Origin of the sequence: Globicatella sp. PHS-GS-PNBC-21-1553, assembly GCF_033564055.1 — a bacterium.
GTDB classification, from domain to species: Bacteria; Bacillota; Bacilli; order Lactobacillales; family Aerococcaceae; genus Globicatella; species Globicatella sulfidifaciens.
The window spans coordinates 2,072,284-2,090,659 of record NZ_CP085470.1; the positions used below are offsets into that span (position 1 = coordinate 2,072,284).

The 18,376-nt window shown below is 34.3% G+C and carries 18 protein-coding genes and 1 other RNA gene; 13 read left to right on the plus strand and 6 right to left on the minus strand.

The window, feature by feature from the left end:
• Positions 1-3 precede the first annotated feature (3 nt).
• Positions 4-843 carry a DUF368 domain-containing protein gene (locus tag LB888_RS09945; protein ID WP_318752818.1) on the minus strand — a complete coding sequence of 280 codons (840 nt, stop codon included), beginning with the start codon at positions 841-843 and terminating at the stop codon, positions 4-6.
• 533 nt (positions 844-1,376) lie between these two features.
• Between LB888_RS09945 and LB888_RS09950 the strand changes: the two genes are divergently transcribed.
• Genes LB888_RS09950 through coaD form a run of 4 tightly spaced genes read left to right on the plus strand, consistent with a single transcriptional unit; the run spans position 1,377 to position 4,266 of the window.
• Positions 1,377-2,828: an FtsW/RodA/SpoVE family cell cycle protein gene (locus LB888_RS09950; RefSeq protein ID WP_318752819.1), complete on the plus strand. Its 1,452-nt coding sequence runs from the start codon at positions 1,377-1,379 to the stop codon at positions 2,826-2,828.
• Complete coding sequence (locus LB888_RS09955) at positions 2,818-3,201, plus strand: YlbG family protein (RefSeq protein ID WP_318752820.1); 384 nt, start codon at positions 2,818-2,820, stop codon at positions 3,199-3,201. The genes LB888_RS09950 and LB888_RS09955 overlap by 11 nt, the downstream gene beginning before the upstream one ends.
• A complete protein-coding gene (gene rsmD, locus LB888_RS09960; protein ID WP_318752821.1) occupies positions 3,198-3,767 on the plus strand; it encodes a 16S rRNA (guanine(966)-N(2))-methyltransferase RsmD in 570 nt (189 codons plus the stop codon). Before LB888_RS09955 ends, rsmD begins: the two co-directional genes overlap by 4 nt.
• A gap of 1 nt (position 3,768) precedes the next feature.
• Positions 3,769-4,266, plus strand: coding sequence for a pantetheine-phosphate adenylyltransferase (gene coaD / locus LB888_RS09965; protein ID WP_318752822.1), 498 nt, complete (start codon positions 3,769-3,771; stop codon positions 4,264-4,266).
• Positions 4,267-4,369: 103 nt separating this feature from the next.
• Here the strand turns inward: coaD and LB888_RS09970 are convergent, their stop codons facing one another.
• Positions 4,370-5,395 carry a lactonase family protein gene (locus LB888_RS09970; protein ID WP_318752823.1) on the minus strand — a complete coding sequence of 342 codons (1,026 nt, stop codon included), beginning with the start codon at positions 5,393-5,395 and terminating at the stop codon, positions 4,370-4,372.
• 171 nt (positions 5,396-5,566) lie between these two features.
• Here LB888_RS09970 and LB888_RS09975 point away from each other — a divergent pair, with 171 nt between their 5' ends.
• The 5 genes from LB888_RS09975 to LB888_RS09995 all read left to right on the plus strand — a co-directional run bounded on the left by LB888_RS09975 (position 5,567) and on the right by LB888_RS09995 (position 12,483).
• Positions 5,567-6,820 (plus strand): AI-2E family transporter, encoded by a 1,254-nt coding sequence (locus LB888_RS09975; protein WP_318752824.1) that lies wholly within the window; start codon positions 5,567-5,569, stop codon positions 6,818-6,820.
• Positions 6,810-8,330: a hypothetical protein gene (locus LB888_RS09980; protein ID WP_318752825.1), complete on the plus strand. Its 1,521-nt coding sequence runs from the start codon at positions 6,810-6,812 to the stop codon at positions 8,328-8,330. Before LB888_RS09975 ends, LB888_RS09980 begins: the two co-directional genes overlap by 11 nt.
• Positions 8,331-8,537: 207 nt before the next feature.
• On the plus strand, positions 8,538-9,779 hold the full coding sequence (locus tag LB888_RS09985) for a hydroxymethylglutaryl-CoA reductase, degradative (RefSeq protein ID WP_318752826.1): 1,242 nt from the start codon (positions 8,538-8,540) through the stop codon (positions 9,777-9,779).
• 88 nt (positions 9,780-9,867) lie between these two features.
• Positions 9,868-11,046, plus strand: coding sequence for a hydroxymethylglutaryl-CoA synthase (locus tag LB888_RS09990; RefSeq protein WP_318752827.1), 1,179 nt, complete (start codon positions 9,868-9,870; stop codon positions 11,044-11,046).
• A gap of 510 nt (positions 11,047-11,556) precedes the next feature.
• The gene (locus LB888_RS09995; RefSeq protein ID WP_276649465.1) at positions 11,557-12,483 is read left to right on the plus strand and encodes a LacI family DNA-binding transcriptional regulator; all 927 of its coding nucleotides are present in this window, start codon (positions 11,557-11,559) and stop codon (positions 12,481-12,483) included.
• A gap of 25 nt (positions 12,484-12,508) precedes the next feature.
• On the opposite strand, the gene LB888_RS10000 is transcribed toward LB888_RS09995, so the two are convergent.
• Positions 12,509-12,922, minus strand: coding sequence for a ribonuclease HI family protein (locus tag LB888_RS10000; protein ID WP_276649463.1), 414 nt, complete (start codon positions 12,920-12,922; stop codon positions 12,509-12,511).
• 29 nt (positions 12,923-12,951) lie between these two features.
• On the opposite strand from LB888_RS10000, the gene LB888_RS10005 reads away from it, so the two are divergent.
• Positions 12,952-13,923 carry a hypothetical protein gene (locus tag LB888_RS10005; protein WP_318752828.1) on the plus strand — a complete coding sequence of 324 codons (972 nt, stop codon included), beginning with the start codon at positions 12,952-12,954 and terminating at the stop codon, positions 13,921-13,923.
• 76 nt (positions 13,924-13,999) lie between these two features.
• On the opposite strand, the gene LB888_RS10010 is transcribed toward LB888_RS10005, so the two are convergent.
• The 3 genes from LB888_RS10010 to gpsB form a co-directional block, all read right to left on the minus strand.
• A complete protein-coding gene (locus tag LB888_RS10010) occupies positions 14,000-15,127 on the minus strand; it encodes a THUMP domain-containing class I SAM-dependent RNA methyltransferase (protein ID WP_078756393.1) in 1,128 nt (375 codons plus the stop codon).
• Positions 15,128-15,203: 76 nt separating this feature from the next.
• An RNA gene (gene rnpB / locus LB888_RS10015) (RNase P RNA component class B) lies at positions 15,204-15,567 on the minus strand.
• 21 nt (positions 15,568-15,588) lie between these two features.
• On the minus strand, positions 15,589-15,942 hold the full coding sequence (gene gpsB / locus LB888_RS10020; RefSeq protein ID WP_066126240.1) for a cell division regulator GpsB: 354 nt from the start codon (positions 15,940-15,942) through the stop codon (positions 15,589-15,591).
• Between the two features lie 241 nt (positions 15,943-16,183).
• On the opposite strand from gpsB, the gene LB888_RS10025 reads away from it, so the two are divergent.
• From LB888_RS10025 to LB888_RS10035, 3 genes are read left to right on the plus strand one after another with little or no spacing between them, the layout of a single operon-like run.
• Positions 16,184-16,666 (plus strand): DUF3013 family protein, encoded by a 483-nt coding sequence (locus LB888_RS10025; protein ID WP_318752829.1) that lies wholly within the window; start codon positions 16,184-16,186, stop codon positions 16,664-16,666.
• A gap of 12 nt (positions 16,667-16,678) precedes the next feature.
• The gene (gene prmA, locus LB888_RS10030; protein WP_276649216.1) at positions 16,679-17,620 is read left to right on the plus strand and encodes a 50S ribosomal protein L11 methyltransferase; all 942 of its coding nucleotides are present in this window, start codon (positions 16,679-16,681) and stop codon (positions 17,618-17,620) included.
• Entirely contained in the window at positions 17,621-18,370 is a 750-nt protein-coding gene (locus LB888_RS10035) for a 16S rRNA (uracil(1498)-N(3))-methyltransferase (protein WP_318752830.1), read from the plus strand. It abuts the gene before it with no gap.
• Positions 18,371-18,376 lie beyond the last annotated feature (6 nt).

Here is an 18,376-nt window from a genome sequence, read left to right on the forward strand (position 1 = left end):
TTTTTATTTATATTTTTCTTCTAATTGAGACATCCACCAACCTAATAGCGTACCGCCTAATAATGATAATAGGCATGCAAAATATTGGATAAAACCAAAACCAGCATAATCTGTCGGTATGATGACTATCGTCGAAGCAATGACAACACCTACAATAAAGTGGAAGAAGCCAGAGTAATTACGATCAAAAATATAAGCAATTAATTTGGATAATAAAACAATGGTTGCTAAGCCACCTAAGGCAATCGGAATAATAACACTAAAGTCTAATGTTTTAAAACCATCTGACATTTTTTGATAAAGCCCCATATACATAATAAAATTAGAAGGACTAAGACCAGGTATTAAAATTCCAAGTGCAATTAAGGCACCAGAGATAAACCAACTAATAAAATTAGCTGCAACTTGACCTTGGAATAATTGTTGGCCAAAGACTAATAAAACAAAACCAAAGATAAATGCAATCACCATTACGATGATGTCTTTTTGCTGACGTCCTTTTTTGCCTGCCTCTGCCCATAATGAAGGAGCAGTACCTACAATACATCCGACAAAGAACCATCGAACGATTGTTTCATAATTTTCTAAAACCCAACTTACTCCGAAAGAGAAGAAGACAATACCAGCCAAAGCTCCGAACCCTACCGGAATAAAGTAGATAACATTTTCTTTAAAGTCTTTGGTTATATTGGATAAAAAACGAATAATACGTTCATACATACCAAAGATAGCTGCTAAAGCTCCGCCACTGATTCCCGGAACGATAAATCCTGAACCAATAAACATTCCTTTAATAAATCGTGAGAACCAACTTTCTGTTTTTGTTATTTCATTTGTTTGCATTTCATTCCTCCATTTGTGTATCTAAAAAATATGACACTATAATAGTGTATAGTGCTTCACTATTTTTATCAAGTAATTTCCATATTTTGACCTTGAAAATAATCAATAGGGGCAATGAGGGGTGCTAGAAACGTTTAATAATTCGTTTGTTTCATCTGTTTATTTTATAGCACAGGGGTTGAACGGTCTCTCTTCGTCTTAAAGAGGAAAGGCATAAACATTGTAAATTCAATCAAGTTATTGCAAGTTAATTAAAAGTGTAGTGGTTGAGTGATGGATGGACGATGAAACGAAAATTATTAGTTCTTGCCCACACTCAACTGTGCGGGGAGACAGACGAAGCAAGAATCATTTTATTTTTAACGGATAGTTCACTCCTTCAATGGTTCTTTTTTATATAAATACAGGTTAAAAATAAAATCGGTCTATTATTTAATAAGAATTGATTTGCTGTTATTACGAAGAAAATTTTGTAAAAGTACCATTCAAACTTTCATTTATGCTATAATAATGAAACTGAGAGGAGGCCATTCATGAAATTAAATCAAACAAAATTTAAGCTATCTTTCAAGAATAGAAAAGGGTTACAATGGCTTAAAAATGGATATTTGGCCATACGCAATTATTTTTTAACCTTAGATCATATACTGTTGTTAATGACGTATATCTTAGTGATTATTGGAATGATTTTTGTCTTTAGTGCCTCTATGTATCAGACAAATAGTAATGGAACCAATGAAGCAGTAAGTTTAGTTTTTAGCCAGTTTAGAGCGGTCATAATTGGTTCATTGGGATTGTTTTTGATGCCTTTAATTCCTAGTAAATGGTATCGCTCATTACCATTAATCTTGACTATCTCAGGTTCGTTCATGTTAATGATGTTATATACTGCATTATTTGAGGAAGAACGTGGTGGTGCAGCCAACTGGTTATCAATTGGCGGTTTTTCATTCCAACCTTCCGAATTATCAAAACTAGCGTTAATCGCCTTATTTGCGTGGTATGCAAGTTTTAGCAATCTAGATTTGGTTACTAATACAGTTTTAAAGATTCCAAGTTTACTAAAACAGCCATCTGAAACCTTGAATGACATAATCGAAGAGATAAAAAAAGAGCCACTTCATTTAATAAGTTTTATTATATTATCTATGACTTTAATTGCATTACTAAAAATGCCTGATTATGGGACTATTCTAATTATTGGTCTAATTTTGATATTGATTTTTGGCCACAGTTGGTTTTCCAAGAAAGGAATCGCGATAATTTATGGCATCCTGATGTTAGGCTATCTCATGTTGCGTTTGGTGTCGAATATTTATGGTCCAAATTTAATTGCATCGGGAAATTATGGTAAAGCACGTATTGGTATTTTTACTAATCCTTTTATCGATGAATTAGGTTCAGGTTATCAGATAATTCAATCACTGACCGCTTTTAGTAATGGTGGGTTATTTGGTAAAGGACTAGGAAAGGGACTAGTCAAAAGAAATCATTTACCGGCTGCGCATACAGACTTTATTTTTTCAATTATGGGAGAAGAGGTAGGACTTATAGGCATTAGTATTTTCTTAATCTTTTTCTTTTTCTTAATGATTTATATACTTAAAATAGCTACCACCTTGAAAGATAGCTATCGTCGTCATTTAACAATGGGGATTGCAATTATGTTTTTGGTGCAGTCGATTGTTAATATTGGTGGTGCACTAAGTCTATTGCCATTAACGGGTGTGACCTTACCGTTTATTAGCTATGGTGGGACCAGTATCATGGTTAGTTTGATTGCAATCGGAGTAGTAGAGGCAATGTTCATTCATGAACAAAATGAAGAGCATTCACCTTTGGTAATTAATAATAATCGTAAAAAAACAATACTAGCTAATGAAATTTATTCAGGAGAATCAATGGAGAGAAAACAATCAACATGTTTTGAGAATGAGATGGATGATGATTCATTAGTAGACTGGAGTGATGAGAATGGAATTTGAATTAATTGAGCGTCAAGCGCTGGTTGTGTGGCTCTATACCTTAAAACAAGTAAAAAATATTCGAAAATATGGGCATGTTCATTTCATTAGCAATCGATTACGTTATGTTATCTTATATGTAAATCGTGATGAACAAGATGAGATAATTGAAAAATTAAATAAATTACATTTTGTTCAAAAAGTCGAAGTTTCTTACCGTGATGATATTGATATGACTTGGAAGGATGCAATTCCCAATCGTAAAGATAAAGATATACTCCAAGAAAAATCGGTAGTTGAAGCAGAGGAAGATACGGCAACTGGTGATGTCCATTATGATTCATTTTTAAAATCATTACGTGATTCACTGTTAAATAAGGATGATCTACAATGAGAGTCGTAGCAGGAAAATATGGCAGCCGTCCTTTAAAAGCAGTCCCAGGACAAAATACGCGTCCGACAACGGATAAAATAAAAGAAAGTATCTTTAATTTATTAGGAAGTCGTTGTCAATCGGGCATCGTTTTGGATTTATATGGTGGAACAGGTGGTCTAGCCATTGAAGCTGTGTCACGAGGAATGGATCATGCGGTTATTTGTGAAAAACATCGAGCAGCAATTGCGACGATTAAACATAATATTGAAATGACTAAAGAAACTGAGCGTTTTACCTTATTAGCTGGAGATAATTATGCGAGTTTGAAAAAATATCAAACGGCACATCCAACCGTTATCTTTGATTTAATCTTAATTGATCCGCCTTATAAACGAGAGAAAATTGTTGAGGATATTAAATGGTTAGGACAACACGGTTTTATCAATCAGGATACGACTATTATGTGTGAAACTGATAATGAAACAACTTTACCTGAGACAATCAATCAATGGACTAAATATCGTGAGAAGCAATACGGATTAACATTAATTCATTTATATGAATGGGAGGATGAAGTAGAATAAAATGAAAAAAATCGGAATTTTTCCAGGTAGTTTTGATCCTTTGACCTTAGGACATTTGGATTTGATTGAACGTGGTAGCAAATTGTTCGATGAATTAATTGTTCTTGTAGCCGTTAATACGACCAAAAAAGGACTTTTTGAACCGAATGAACGCGTTACCTTAATTGAAGAAGCCGTTAAGGGTATCAAAAATGTTTCGGTAGAACTGTATTCTGATGGCTTAGTAGCAACCTATTATCGTAATAAAAATGCAGTCGCTTTATTAAGAGGCGTACGCAATGCTCTAGATTTTGAATATGAAAGCAATATTGCGATTATCAATCGTAAACAATTTGAATCTCTGGAAACAGTGTTAATGTATGCCAACGAGGAATATCGTTATTTAAGTTCAAGTATGATTAAAGAAGTGGCTTATTTTAAAGGTGATATCAGTGATATGGTACCACCTAATGTGCGAATGGCCATTGAAGAAAAATATGGCACTTTAAAAGATATATAAAATAAAAAGGTTTGGCAGAACGGAAGTTTTGCCAAACTTTTGCAATTATATGTTATCATTTCTATTGTCAATTGATTCGAGTTGAATGTGCTAGAAATAATAATTACGCTAGGATAATATTGACACATTCTGGTGCTAAGGCCGTCACTTTAGCTTTTTTCAATAAACCAGATTTTGTATCACGATTTAATACTGTAATCATATCGGTGTCTTGATGTGGAATCAGTAAAAACTTTTCAGTTTCATCCAAGATAAAATCGCGAGGAATTTCACCATAAGTTGATATTCTTTGGATTTCACTTAACATTCCAACAGAATCCACTTTGAATGCGGTAATTAAATTTGAAAAACGAGTTGAACAATATAAGAATTGACCATCCTGAGTAATACGAATAGCTGCACCAGCTGAGGTCTCTACTTCAGAAGCGTCCACATTTGGTAAAGTATTAATGACGGTTAAGGTTTTATCTTCATTAATTCGTACAACTGAAGTCGTGTTACCCAGTTCACCAATGACATATGCTACGTCTAAGGTTGGGTGAAGTGTGATATGACGTGGTCCAGTGCCGGCTGGAAACTTCGTTACTGAAAATTCTGACAGTAAACCATCATTTTGAATATCATAGACATACACTTCATCTGTTCCTAAATCACAAACATATAGTTGTGATTGATCTTTACTAAAATGAGTCATATGAACATGAGGTGATTGTTGATTTTTATGAACGCTTGAGCCAGAATGAGTGACTTGCTCAATGAAAGAGAGTTCTCCTGCTTCGCTGTAACGGTAAATATCGATGGACCCTTGGTGATAATTCGAAACATAAACAGTACGTGTTGCTTCATGATATGAAATATGACACCCAGGAATATCAGTTGCAAAGCATTCTGATTGCGTAATGAAAATACCATTGGCATCTTTTTTCAGTACTGTCAGACCACCTTTATCAGCTTTACTAATAGCAAATAAGGTATCTTTATTTTCATTAAGGGTTAACCAAGTTGGATTATTGAGCGCAGAAACAGGGATGACTGGTCCAAATTTAGTCTTGCTTGGATCAAATGTGACTGAGGATATTCCTTTATTAACTCTTTTTGTGTATCCGCCTAAAAAGTAAGTTTGTTGCACGTATGTTCCTCCTAAAAGCAGTATTTGATTATTTATAGTATAACATCTGATTAAAGAAATTCAAAACATTATTAAAATTTATTAATAAATAGCCTTTAGGTCTTTAGTAGTATCTCTTTTTAGTTAAAATATGGTAAAATAAACGTATCGCTTTATAAAAGGAGGATTTTGATGGATCAACGTCATAAAAAATCAACAGATGCACGTCATCCTTTATTTTGGCATAATTTTTTAAACAGTAAAATGGTTACGACTTTAATGATTATTTTATTAGTTTTAATTATTATTTTCTTAATGACCAAATTAGCTTATATCTTTACCCCAGTTTTAACTTTATTCGAAATATTTGGTTTTCCAATTGTTTCGAGTGCGGTTTTATACTATTTGTTTTACCCGATAGTCAATCAATTACATAATCGTGGGGTAAAAAAATCGATATCAGTATTTGGAATTTTTATTTTCTTAATTTTAGCAATCAGTTTAATTATTGGTTCAATTGTTCCGATTATGCGTGATCAAGTCAATACCTTTATTGAAAATGTTCCTAATTATTACGAAACTTTAATGAAAATGTTTAAAGATTTACCATTTTCTTTCAATGATGTACTACCTGAATTAGGCATTGATTTACAGAAGGTATTCGAAGGTTTCTCAACTGAAGGCTTTAGCCAACGACTCGATAGTATTGTTTCTTCCACCTTTGGTGGATTGGGAAGTATTGTTGGAACGGTAACTACCACCTTTACCGGGCTATTAATTATCCCAATTTTTACTTATTATTTATTAGTAGAGTCCGATAAAATTCCCAAAAAGCTTCTATATTATATTCCGACAAAATATCGTCAAGTAGTCAGTCGAATGTTATATCAAGGTAATTATCAAGTATCTCAATATATTCGTGGACAAATTATTGTGGCAATTTGTGTGGGAATAATATTTGCGATAGGGTATGCGATTATTGGCCTTGAATACGGTACAACATTAGCAGTGCTTGCGGGTTTATTAAATATTATTCCTTATTTAGGGTCGTTTATTGCGATTATTCCGGCATTAATTGTTGGTTTAATAACATCACCCATCATGCTGATTAAAGTAATTATTGTGATGGTGGTCGAACAAACGATTGAAGGTCGATTTATTTCACCGCAAGTATTAGGCAATAGTATGCAAATTCATCCTGTGACGATACTAATGGTGTTATTAGCCAGTGGTAAGTTATTTGGAGTGGTAGGTGTGGTGATAGGTATTCCGAGTTTTGCTGTCTTAAAAGTAATAGTTTCAGAAATATATTCATGGTACCGTGAAAATAATCCTTCCTATCAAGAACCAATCATTGACTATTCAACGGGTAGTACCCCGGTGATTAACTCAATGATGGAAAGCAAAAATATTAATGAAAGTACAGAGAAAACGAATGAGAAATAAGCAAAATAAACTCTTACTATTACCTATAGTAGGCATGATACTGAGCGGTTGTGACTCAGTTAATCAAAAATACAATCAATTTATTGAACAAAAAGCTGAAGAAAGTACAGTAGTTGAAAGTGAAGAAACAACTGAAGTTCCAGAAAAATTAGTTGATATTCGATTAGTTCCTGAATTTGTTCAAGTAGAAGAAGCGGTAAAAGCCATTGATAATTTAGAAATAGGGGAAGAAATTTATCGTACTTCGCATACTATTACGCAATCACAAGATAAATTCGATATTTCAGTTAATCAAATGGTGGTTTATGAAGCGAAGTCGGATGATCAACTATTAGGTATGAAATCAACCGATAGTGATGAAGGCGCGATTGTTATCGTTAATGTCGCTATTACTAACAAAACGGCAGAAACTTTCTATTTCCCAATTGATGAACTAAAATTAAGCTATCCGAATGCACCGGTTGCACGTTTGGCGACTTCAGGATTGTATCCTTTGCAATCAGGGAATTTATATGAAATTTTATTAAGTGACGACCATGGCGCCATCTCACCAACTTCCACTGTCGAAGGTTATTTAGTTTATAGTTTAACTAAAGAGGATTTTGAGAATATTAAAGAGCAAAATTCGTTTAATTTAACAGTCGTTCCCCCTAGACTTGATGCTGATAGTATTGTAGGCCTGAGTTCAACCGATTTAGGTTATATATTACCTTTATATTTACCACTGACTGCCACGATTGAACAAGAATTAGTGGATAAGAACAAGCAGATTCAAGATCGTATTTCTGCTGAATGGTGGGGGAAAAAAGAAATATTAGCCGATGAGATTCTTGAAGAAAAAGACACGGATGGTGAAGTTGATTTTACATTAAAACGTATTGAAATTTCGGATTTTACCCCAAAAGAAAATTATGAAGAAACATTTCAATACTTCCCTAATGGTCAAGTGATTGTTTCATTACAAATTGAAATTGACAATCAATCGGAACATACTTTATTACCTACCGATAGTTTAGTTAATTTAGTCATTAATGGCGATACTATTCAAAGTGATTATATTTTAATTAATGAATTATATGGCGAGCATTTAGAACCAGGTGAAAAAAGAACAATCATTAAAACTTTTGCTTTAGATAAATATACGTATCAACAAAATTGGCAAAATCAAGATATACAAATTTATATTCAGGTATCTCCCGATGATTCAATAGACAATCAGGACGCAACTACAACGGTTGAAGAATCAACTGAAGTGGAACAAGTCGAAGAGTTTATGACGGGCGATGAATCGGAAATTATTGTAGAAGAAGAAATAGGTGAAGCGACAGAGTTGATGTATGTGGGGAATTTTGTATGGGAACCGAAATTGGTAAAATATATTAATGAAGATTTAGAAGTAGTTGATGAATTAGCATCAGAAGAAGCGGATAATGAGACGACAGAAATGGATAACCTTGATGACGTAGATGCTATTCTAGAAGAAAACACAACAGAAGCAATGAATGAATAATGTAACACAATCATAAAAGGTTTTTTGTGTTAACATAATATAATGAGATTTTACTTGAGGCAGGGCAACATTTTTTATCATTGCCTTGCCTATTTTTATATGGTATCGATAGTGAATCAAAGTGATAGAATACATCGAATAAGATAAGTTCAACGAGTTTCGATATAGAATGATGCTATTTATTACGAAAGAAAAGAGGTTGTATCGGTGACTGAAATTAAAGGTTTATATCGTTTATCACCCGAGCAAAGAAGAGCAGTGTTAAAGGGAAATTTTCCTGATGTTTTTATAGAATCAGATACGCAATTAACGGAAACAACGGCAGATGCGATGATTGAAAACTATTTTCAAAATTATTCCTTACCAATGGGAATTGCGCCAAATTTTCAAATTAATGGACAACTTTATCATATTCCTATGGTGATAGAAGAACCTTCCGTGGTTGCAGCGGCTAGTAATGGTGCTAAAAGGGTTGGGAATATTATCACTACAAGTCAGCCACGTGAATTAATTGGGCAAATTATTTTGAAAGAAGTCATAGACCCTGAACAAGCGACTGCTGTGATTGAAAAAAATGAACACTATTTACTGGATTTAGCTAAATCATTTTCCATCAATATGGTAAAGCGCGGTGGTGGTCCTACTCGTATTTGGACTAAAACTTTTGAATCGTACTTTACCGTTTATCTTGGCTTTAATCCTTGTGATGCCATGGGGGCAAATGCGATTAATCATGTATTAGAAGCACTGAGTGAGGAAATCGAACAGTTAGTCAATGGTGTTGCTTTGATGCGTATTCTATCGAATTATCAACCCGAATCATTAGTAACGGCTAAGGTTAAAATTCCTATTCTCTCTTTAGCTAATAACCAAGCAGACAGTCAGCTATTAGCGCAAAATATAGTGGCAGCTAGTGAATATGCACATTTAGATGTCTATCGGGCAACCACTCATAATAAAGGAATAATGAATGGGATTGATGCCGTTTTAATGGCGACCGGTAATGATTGGCGAGCTGTCAGTGCCGGCGTACATGCTTATGCGAGTCATACCGGAGACTATCAATCATTAACTGATTGGAAGATTGAAGAAGATTATCTAGTGGGTAAAATTGAACTACCATTAGCGGTCGCCACAGTGGGTGGAACCTTATCGGTGCATCCACAGGCAAAACAATCATTGGCTTTGTTAGGTAATCCTGATGCACAACAGTTAAGTGAAATAATCGCTGCAGTTGGTTTAGCGCAAAATTTTGCTGCGTTAAGAGCTTTGGTTTCAGAAGGTATTCAAAAAGGTCACATGAGTTTACATGCGCGCCAGTTAGCGATTCAAGCAGGGGCTAATGAGGCAGAAGCTCCACGTTTAATTGAACTTTTAAAAAGGCAAGAAAAGGCTATTAGTATTTCGGTGGCTACTGAATTACTTGCAAAAATGCGTCAAAACCGATAATATTTTTCAAAAGATAACAAATTTTTAAAATAATATGTTAATATACTATAGTGGCTTGAAGAAGTACATCATAGATTAGGAGGATATTGTGAAAGAACTAGAGGTAGGAATTGATAAAATAGGCCTATATGTGCCTAAGTATTATATCGATATGAAAGAATTAGCAACCTATCGTGGTGTAGATCCTAACAAATGGACCATTGGAATTGGTCAAGAACAAATGGCAGTTCCAACCTTAGCTAGCGATGTCGTTGCTTTAGCTGCTAATGCAGCCAACCAAATTATTACAGAGGAAGATAAAGGTTTAATTGATCAGGTTATTGTTGGTACCGAATCCGGTGTAGACCACTCAAAATCAATTGCGACTTTTGTACATGGCTTATTAGAAATAAACCCTTTTGCTAAAGCGTTCGAAATTAAACAAGCATGCTATGGCGCAACTGCTGCCTTGCAATTAGCTTGCGATTATGTACGTTTAAGACCAGAAAGAAAAGTATTAGTCATAGCGACTGATATCTCACGTTATGGATTAGATACCAGTGGTGAACCAACTCAAGGGGCAGGAGCCATCGCAATGTTAGTTAGCGCCAATCCAAAAATATTGACCATTCGTCAAGAAAGTTTCATGCATACGAATCATCAATTCGATTTCTGGCGTCCTAATGATTCTGAATATGCAATGGTTGATGGTCATTTTTCAACCAAGCTATATCAAGATGAATTTGTTAAAGTATTAGAACATGTTGAGGCGATGAATCCTTCATTATTAGAGCGTATCGAAGCGATGACCTTCCATTTACCGTTTACTAAAATGGGATTAAAGGCATTAAATGCTTACGAAGAAGCCAAAGGATCACATCCTATAATAGATAAATGGCGTTCTCATTATGATGCTTCACGTGTTTTAAACAGACGAGTAGGGAACATTTATACAGGTTCGCTCTTCTTAAGTCTAATATCATTATTAGCTAAAGATGATACATTATCAGCTGGAGAAACAATTGGCTTATTTAGTTACGGTTCAGGAGCCGTTTCTGAATTGTTAATTGGTCAGTTACAACCTGATTATCGTCAATATGTTGATTTAGAAGTTATTGAACAACATTTAGATCGACGACATGCTTTAACTGTTGAACAATATGAAACCATCTTTTTAGAAAAACAGTTAGTCAACGATGGCCAATCAGCACCTTTAACCGCTGATGAAGTTGGTTTTTACTTTGCAGGTATAACAGATTATAAGCGTCAATATCATTATCAAGCATAACTGACTCTTCATTAATCTAAACAACGCATTAACCGCTGAATATCTAGAGTAATAGATAAATTCGGCGGTTTTTTATTTGATTGTTAGGTAAGGGGAGCAAATGATTAAGCCACTACAACTTTTAGTGTAAGCCACAAGAATTAGGTTTTTTGTTGGACTACTAAAGATTGAGTGCGAGCAAACGATTGAGTTTTGCTTCGTCTTGCTTTCCTGCAGCGTTGGAGGGGCTTCAAACAAATCTTTAAGACGCAGATTAATACCACTCAATCCTTGGCTTTTAATGAGCGCGTAATAACTTTACTGAATTTATCAAATTTATGCCTGTCTTATTAAAGGTAACATCTATTGATCTTATTTCAGTTGATGAGATTCTATTTTCATTGAAAACAAATGAAATTTTCATAAGATAATGTTGTGTTTCAAAATATTGAAGGATAAATGACTTTTTAAAAAAATTGGGGTATAATTTAATAGAAAAAGGAGGGGATTCTCATCGTAACCTTAAAAGATGTGGCTAAAAAAGCAAATGTTTCTAAAATGACTGTATCACGAGTGATTAATCACCCTGACTTAGTAACAGACGAACTAAAAGAATTAGTTCATAATGTTATGAAAGAATTAGGGTATAAACCTAACACAGTAGCACGCGCCCTAGCGCAAAATAGAACAATGGTAGTAAAAGTCTTGATTTTAGAAGAGATGGATAGTACAGAGCCTTATTTCATGCATTTAATTAATGGTATTGCCAAAGGTTTGGACCAATATCATTATGCATTACAATTAGTGACTGAAAATACTTATGATTTAGGACGCTGTGACGGTTTTATTATTTCAGGTATGACTCGTGAAGATTACGAATGGGTAAAAGAAATCAAGGAGCCCTTGATAGTTTTTGGTGAAAATGATATAAACTTACCTTTTGTCGATTCTGATAATGAACATGGCGTTGAAAATATGACCCTCTATGCATTAGAAAAAGAATATGACCATTATATATATGTAGGTATCGATGTACCGGAATTATTTGCAGCTAATCGTGAAAAAGGGTTTGAAACAGCGATGGCTACTCGACCAGAAAAAGGTCATGAAATTTATAAAGTAAAAAATTCTTCAACAGCAGCAGAAATAATGGTTGATGGTTTAGAATATCCTAAGAATACCTGCTTTATTTGTGCTACAGATCGCATTGCCGTCGGTGTACAACGTGCTATTTTGAAAAAAGGGAATATTCCTGAAGATTATGGTGTCACTGGTTTTGATGGTGTTTTTCTTGATCGCATTGCTTCACCTAAAATGACCACGATGAAACAAGAAGTTGAGCAAATGGGTCGCGCATGTGTGGAATTATTAATGAAAAGAATTGATGGCAAAAAATTGAAAAAAACTGCCAATTATTTCGATGCGCATTTAGTTAAGAGAGAAACTTTACGCCCATAAGATATTGAATGGCAGTCAATTATTATTATTCTTTTATTGCTTTAATATGCTTATGTAAGACAGATTTAGCCAGCTGATCAGCGGCTAAATTTTGTTTTTCAGGAATCCAATTGAAAAAAATTAAAGAGAAGTTTTTCTTTAAAAAGAGGATTTTGTTAAGATAGGGTTGATAACGTTCATCTTTTACATACTCTTTTTCAATGGAACTGATGACGATTTTACTATCACTATAAATTTGGCACAATTGGTCCTGTAGCTGTTGTTGTATCAGTTTTTCAAGGCATAATATCATAGCTTTAAATTCGGCTTGATGATTGTCTTCAATATGCGGGACAAACTCACTAAATTGAAAACGTTGATTGCTTTGATGATAAAGCGTCACAATCGTTGCCATTTTTTTATTAGGATCAAAAGCAGCATCTGTATAAATTTTGACCATTATATACCAACTTTCTGAAAGGAAATCATATGTCTGATATTATCAATTTACCAAATAATCATGAAAATTTCTATCGTAAAGGTGTTCAATCTTTGGAGAAAGGCGACTTTGAGAAGGGATATGACTTTTTTCAAAAATCATTAGCTCTTTCTTTTGAGCAAGAAGTGTTTTTAGAATTAGTTCACGCTTGTCTTATTTTTAATAAACTAGAAAACTTGATGGCTGTTTGGGAACAATACTATCCACAGACAGACGATATCTTTAAAGACGAAGCCCTTGTAAAGCTGTACGTGGAGTCCATGGATTTAATGATACCAGTTGACAAACGTTTATTAAAATTTACACAGCTAAAACAACAATTGAATCAACAAAATTTTGATTTAAATCAAATAAATGAAAAAATTGAACGCTATCAAAACTTAAATCTACTGAAATTAACCGTAGAAGAATTAGTCAGTGAGGGGACTGTTGATCAGTGGTTAACAACTACATTAGCTAAAGGGCAATATCATCTATTAACGCAGTTAAAAGAACTTTATTTATTAGATTTTTCATTAGTCCAACCTCTCTATCAAACTATTTTAGAGCATCCATCGGTCTTTAATTATTTAAAAGCTGATATTGTGCATTATTGTATTTTTCATCATATTGATGCTTCATTTAATTGGTATTGGTTTAGTAATTCGAAAAACGTATCGATTAATGAATTAGTCGCTTACCACCAACAAAGCTTTTATCAAGAAGGTTTAAAACAAATAGAGCATTACTGTAATAAGGATAATCCTCATTTAGAAGAAACTATCAAGGAACAGTTTCGTTTACAATATTTCGGATTATTTCCATTTTATGATGATTTGGCTTTAACGAGTCATCAATGGATTGATTTTTTACTCTATTCAATGGGGTTAGAAGAGTCGGCACCGAGTAACATTAATCAATTTACTTATCAGTTACTGTTACGCAACCAACAAGAAATTATGTTATTGTTTTATTTAGATTAATTAAAAATCCATTTAGTCTCATCAGAACCGGCGAATTATACCGGGGTGGGTACTAAATGGATTTGTTTTAAAAAACTTATTTTACCGTACTCCAAAATTGATAATAATCAACTTTCAGGGCACCATTATATAATTTACGTTTTTTCGTTGCTTTTTCACCATAATAGGTTTCAAAGTTTTCATCGCTAGTTAAAATATATTTACTCCAAGTTGGCATTTGACGGTAAATATTTCCCATTTGACGATAAAGTTCATGAACCTTCTCTTCATCTAACAAACGGTCTCCATAGGGTGGATTGGCGATTAAAATGCCAAATTCTTTATCGGGCACGTAATCACTCAATTGCATTTGTTTAAATTGAATACTGTCCGCCACACCAGCTTCAAGCGCATTTTGTTTGGCGATTTCAATCATACGATGGTCAATGTCAGTGCCTAATAAATCTAATTGGCGATCGTAGTCGGCTAAACTTTCTGCTTCATTGCGTACATCTTCCCATACTTCAGGATTTAATAAAGTCCATTCTTCAGCTGCAAATGAACGGTTAAAGCCGGGTGCAATATTGTGTCCAATTAACGCTGCTTCAATTAAAATCGTACCAGAACCGCAAGTAGGATCATATAAAGGACGGTCAGGATGCCAAGTAGTGAGCATGATTAGTGCAGCAGCCATATTCTCTTTTAATGGGGCGCCACCTTTATCAATTCGGTAGCCACGTTTAAATAAACTAGAGCCACTCGTATCAAGTGTTATCATCACATGATCTTTATTAATGGCTACTTCAATGGGATATTTTGCTCCCGTTTCAGCAAGGGGAGTGCGACGATGATAGTATTCCATTAAACGTTTGGCAATCGCCTTTTTAACTATACGTTGACAATTAGGAACAGAATGTAATTTTGATTTTTGTGATTTACCACTGACAGGAAATTCTGCATCTAATGGTAAGATGTCCTCCCAGGGTAAAGCATAGGTTTGATCGAAGAGTTGTTCAAATGTTGTGGCTTTAAATTCACCAAAAATAATTTTAATGCGATCAGCCGTTCTTAACCAAAGATTGGTGAAAGCAATATCGCGTGCATTGCCATCAAAGCGTACGCGTCCATTTTCAGTTTGAGTTTGGTAACCATGTTTTTTTAATTCTTGATTGACCAGCGATTCGATGCCAGCAGCAGCCGTTGCTAGTAAATGGTAATTTTTCATGTTTTCTCCTTTGTTTTGTCGACAATTTACAAAAAGGGCAGGACAATGTCCCACCCTCAAATCCTATAAAGCAAATTTCTATAAGCCATGTTCTGTCAATCGATTTATCCTAGGCAGATAAAACGACGGGTAACCATCTATCTACACTTACGTGTCTCCTTCTTCCGTTCATTTACGTATAGAAGAAGCGCCCCTACCAAAGTTTGGGTTGCTCGCTCGAGGGGTTTACCAACGTTCCACTTTCATCGTTTCCAATGAAACTCGTCTCTGTGGCACTTTCAAGTATACTAACACATAGTCCGTAGACCTTAGTGTGTTTTACTGCCGTCAATTAAATTGCCTTAGCTTATGGTTTCGCTAAGCACGAACACTACACGCATCTCAGCGTGTGCGAGCATGGACTTTCCTCAACTAATTATTAGCCGCGATTACCTAAAATTTGCTTAGTTAACTTTCTCATTTTATTTGTTTACTTGTGAATAGTCAATGGTATTATCAACATTATTTATTTTTGAGCCAAAAACATGCTTTTCTAAGTTAGAAAGACGTTTTAAAATATCAAAATTGGTCACGCCACTACCTGGTGTAGTTGGGGAAGTCTTTTTGTTTAAGGCTAATTGTTTTGTTAATTCATCAACTTTACCAATTAAACGTTCATTCTCAATTTTTAATTGAGTAACTTCTTTTTGATAAGAATCATAGTCGCGGATAATACTATCTAAGTATTCATCCACTTCAGCTGTATTGTACCCTCTCATTGCACGGGTAAATTCTTTTTGTAAAATATCTTTTGCTGTTAAATTTTTCTCTGCCAAGTATATCACCTCTTAATATTCAATCCGATTGTATTATACAACATTAAGAATCATTTTAGTTAAAAATGAGAATTTTTTTAAAATTATGGCGGTAAAAAAATGCCATATAATCTATATTATGCCATTCATTGTCGAAAATATCTAGTAAAGAATAAGAAAAATAATTAAAAAAATTCTTAAAGCTAGTTTTTATTGAATTTAAAGTTTTAATAAAGCATAATAGAAGAAAGAAGGTGAACCGATGCAACAACATAATTTATTAACCTATCAACATTATTTATTAGAAGAATTATATTTTCATTGTGAGTGGCAGTTAAGTTGGCAAGAAGATTGGCATTGTATTGAACTGGTTTTACAATTTGAATTTGAAAATAATAATGATATTCAATTAAATTTAGGCCAAGCAGATGAGACAGTACTGTACGAATGCAAAGTTTTATTTGTTGACCCTCAAGCTGCCCATTTCTACACACCAAATGTGATTCAACGTTTTGTAGTTGATAAGACAAAAGGTATTCCTACAGGAGAAGTGACAGCTATCTTTAAATATTTAAAGCAGAAAACAAGTCAAGCACAGGCTGAATGGTATGATTTTATCCATGATGATTCTATCGATCATTTTGAAATTACTTGGCAAGAACAGGACTATCAAATCATTAAAGAGCGCCTCGTGCAAACAAATCAATATAATCAACAAGCATTATTTTTGCCGATAGTTGATTAGAAAGAGGTCTATATGGAGGAAAAAAATTGGTATAAAGTAATATTAGAAACGACTAATAAGGAAGGCGAATTAATTGAATTAGTGTCCAATTTGTTTTTTGAATTAGGTTCTATTGGTGTAGAAGTAAATTATGCACAAGGTTACCTAGAAAATGATGAAAATCTATTTGGAGAAATTTTCGATGAAGAGATGTTAAAAGTATTGGATCGCGATACCGAAATCATTGCTTATTTTAACGAACCGATGGAACTTTCTGAATTAGAATTTTCGATTAAAAAATTATTCAACCAAATACCGTTTAAATTGACACAAAATAAACAGTTAAATGAGAATTGGCAAAAGAACTGGATGCAACACTATCACCCACAGCCAATCAGTCGTTATTTAACAATTGTTCCTGTTTGGCAAGATGATTACCAAGCTCAACCGCAAGAACAAATAGTCTATTTAGATCCTGGCGTGGCCTTTGGGACCGGTAATCATCCAACAACTCAATTAGGGGCTCAAGCATTAGAAATCGTGATGCGTGGGGGAGAAACCATTTTAGACGTTGGTACAGGTTCCGGTATCTTAACCTTCATTGCGAAAGCATTAGGCGCTCAAACGGTTCACGGATATGATTTAGATCCACAAGCAGTAGCCAGTGCCAATGAAAATTTAAATTATCAACCTGATAAAGAAGGCATTCATTTTGCTGTAAATAATCTTTTAGTAGGGGTAGAGACTAAGGCTGATATTATCGTTGCAAATATTTTACCTCATATCATTATTGAAATGTTAGACGATGCCGAACGTCTATTAAAAGAAAATGGTTGGTTAATTTTAGGTGGTATTCTAATATCAAAAAGCCACGGACTTGAAAAAGAGTTACGAACTCGAGGTTGGAAATTGTATCAAAAGACTATAATGGGTGAGTGGGTTTCATTAATTTTAGAAAAGCAGGAGCAAGAGTAGATGCAACGTTATTTTATAGAAGAGAGTTTAACAATTGGTCAACAGGTCATTTTAGATGCTGATATTACGCATCATGTTTATGATGTCATGCGTGGTAAAACTGGAGAGCATATTTTACTAGTTGATACAAAGCAACAAGTTTTTTTAGCATCTTTAGCAACCAAAGAAGGTGCGTCTGGGATGGCGATAATTGAGAGTGAAATTGAATATCAATCTGAATTTCCTTTAAGTGAGGTTGCAATTGCTTGCGGTCTTTCGAAAAATGATAAATTAGAATGGATTGTTCAAAAAGCAACAGAGTGTGGGATGACTCAGTTTTATCCACTCACATTGAAACGCGATGTCATGAAATGGCCAGGGGAAAAAGCAACTAAGCGAATGATTCGCTTACAAAAAATTGCTCAAGAAGCGGCTGAACAAAGTCATCGAGTACATATTCCGACTATTAATGAACTATCTTCTTTAAAGCAATTGATTAATTTAGCAGATGATTATACAATTAAGTTAATCGCTTATGAAGAAACTGCCAAAAGCGGTCAACATGCTCAGTTAAAAGAAGCGTTAATTCATTTAAAAGCAAGTGATCGTCTATTAATGGTCTTTGGATCTGAAGGGGGACTAAACCCAGAGGAAGTGAGCCAATTAGAGGAGGCTGGATTTATCTGTTGTAGCTTAGGTCCACGGATTTTAAGAGCTGAAACGGCGCCTGTATACTTTTTAAGTGCATTAAGTTATCAATTAGAATTATAAATTTGG